Annotated in this window: 2 protein-coding genes; one reads left to right on the top strand and one right to left on the bottom strand. The window is 63.5% G+C overall.

The genetic code is table 11. The annotated features are described in order from the left end of the window. Positions 1-530 precede the first annotated feature (530 nt). Positions 531-905: a hypothetical protein gene (locus MCRY_RS22730; protein ID WP_139834163.1), complete on the top strand. Its 375-nt coding sequence runs from the start codon at positions 531-533 to the stop codon at positions 903-905. On the opposite strand, the gene MCRY_RS22180 is transcribed toward MCRY_RS22730, so the two are convergent. Then, on the bottom strand, positions 856-2,145 hold the full coding sequence (locus tag MCRY_RS22180) for a DUF6538 domain-containing protein (RefSeq protein WP_085633935.1): 1,290 nt from the start codon (positions 2,143-2,145) through the stop codon (positions 856-858). The two genes, MCRY_RS22730 and MCRY_RS22180, sit on opposite strands and share 50 nt — an antisense overlap. Between the last annotated feature and the right edge of the window lie 86 nt (positions 2,146-2,231).

Below are 2,231 nucleotides of genomic sequence, written 5' to 3'. Positions count from 1 at the left end.
TCGGTCGGTCGCAGCCGTCCATTAAACCAGACCACAAAAAACCACACATCAGCGCCGCAGGCCACCGACCCGCGCAATGTCGCGGGTCGGCCCTCTCGCGTCACTGGCGCGTGCTCTTGTTCCATGTGAAGGATCCAGCACTCAGATCTCACGACCACAACACCCATCACCATAAAAAACCACATCGCGGCAGGAGCTCGCCCGCGTCAACGCGGGGGCGGGCCAAGTCAGGATGGCCACCTAGCAACGATACATTCTTGCCATGGAACTGATCAAACCAATGCGAGATGATGAGCCTTCCAGCCCCATCGGTTGCGGCCGCCACACACCGCTCAGGTCAAGGCAGCACTGCTTCCGGCTGCAGTTATCCACAAAATCCCAACCCACGATAGCATCCGTGTACCGCCAAAATCCCCCAAACCAAAATTCCGAGTCTACATAACCTTAAGAGACGCGGGGCACCCCGCAGAAGGTTGATCAAATCGGAGCACGGTGCCGGAGTCCCGGCACCGCAGGGGAGACCGCGGCCCATGGCACGCGACCGGGAAAGGCATGCCAACACAGGACGGCACGGCAGCACACCTGCCGTGCCGGATGACCTTTCGTCCGGAACCGCCCGGCGAAAAGGGGCCACGCTTCGCTTTACCAACACCGCCGCCGCCCAACCTGACCCGCCGGGAGGCAGTCAGCCGCACGGACAGAGATCCCTCGATGAGCGCATTGAGAACGCCCTGTGCGTGGTGGCCGAACTGCTCGAGCACGACGAAACCTATCTGCCGATCTTCCTCCGCCTCGAGGCCGAACGCGACAAGCTCGACACCCGCCGCGCCGCCCTCGACCGCGCCCGGGCATTCCTCAGGGAAACGCACCCTCGATCGCGATCCGGGCCAGCTCCCCGGCCTTGAAGGACAGACCACCGCCCTGGCCGTATTTCTGTCGGCCAAGGGCATGGCCCATTAACTCGCGCCTGATGCGCTCATCGATCCGGCCCCGCAGCATCCGGTCCTCGAAACTGTGCCGCAGGCTGTACATCACGTGCCTGTCGCTCTCCATCAGCCCGTTCTCGCGGAGATAGCTGTTCACCGTCCCGGACAGGGAGGCTGGCTTTTCGCGATAGCGGGGGAAGCCCGCTGGAAAGGCCCGAAAAACCTCAAGGCTGATACCGGTCAGTGGGATCTCCCGCCTGGAGGTGCGGTTCTTGATCTGGCGTGTCGGGTCCGCGGCGATCACCAAGTGCGGCACCTCATGGTCGAGCCGGATGCGGTCCGCCGTCAGACCGGCCGCCTCAGACGGGCGGTAGCCTGTGTTGATCATCCCGACCAGGATCGCGCGGGCCTCGTCATTCATGCCGGCGAGAGCCCCATCGGCAAGCAGCTTCTCCTGGACCCAGCTGTCCGAAAAGGGAACCCGCTCCGCCTTGTCGCCTTCCTTCAATGTCAGCTTGTGCAGCGGCAGGTCAAGATCGAGCCCTTTCAACTCATCCACGGACCGCAGAACATCCGCAAGATGGATAAGGTCCTTGTTCGCCGAGTTGGGCGTCAGGTTCTCCTCCGCAATCCGCTCCAGCCACCAGGACCGGAAATCGAGGAAATTGGCCCGCGTCAGCGCCGCCAAGGGGCGGTCCCCGACCACGTCGATAAAGTTCCGGACCGCCTTTTTCCGGGGGTTCTCCCAGCGGCGCTTCTGGTCGGCGCTCTTGCCCCGGACCCGGTCGGGCGTCAGCGCCCAGTACTCGGCCAGCGCCTCAGAAACGGTCATGGAGGGTATCTCCACTGTTCCCAGCACCGCAGGGGCAGCGACGGCGTTTATCGTGCCGTCCCGGCGCTGCAGCACCTCCACCCGAGCGAGCAGCTCTTCTAGCGGCAGTTCCTCTAGGTCGCGGGCGGGTTTGTAAGTCAGCCCATGGCTGGCAGCGATCGCCCGTGCCGTCTCGAGCCGGACAGCCCCATCTTCAGATCGACCCGCCAGCTGCGCCTCCCAGCCCGCGACGAGGCTATCCCAGACCGCGGGGGCCTTCTTCGTGGCCTGCTGGCGCGAGTCGGTTTTGAGCGATACCCAGACCTCTCGTCGCGGCTCCACCGAGGCAAACCGAGCCGGTACTCGCCGCCGCAAGTGCCAAGTCTTCCCCCGCATCACAAGCTGCATTGTACCCCTCCACATCCGCCTATTGTGTAGCAAGATGTGTAGCAGAATCTAAAGATTTCAATGGGCGAGCACGTCACCAGAAGCTC

The organism is Marivita cryptomonadis, from assembly GCF_002115725.1.
GTDB lineage: Bacteria > Pseudomonadota > Alphaproteobacteria > Rhodobacterales > Rhodobacteraceae > Marivita > Marivita cryptomonadis.
Note: the sequence above shows the minus strand (reverse complement) of the source record. Positions and strands in the feature narration are given on the sequence as shown.

Bases quoted from the DNA above. Each gene is read 5' to 3' on its own strand.
- MCRY_RS22730 (WP_139834163.1), top strand. From the start codon at position 531: ATGGCACGCGACCGGGAAAGGCATGCCAACACAGGACGGCACGGCAGC.
- MCRY_RS22180 (WP_085633935.1), bottom strand. From the start codon at position 2,145: ATGCAGCTTGTGATGCGGGGGAAGACTTGGCACTTGCGGCGGCGAGTA.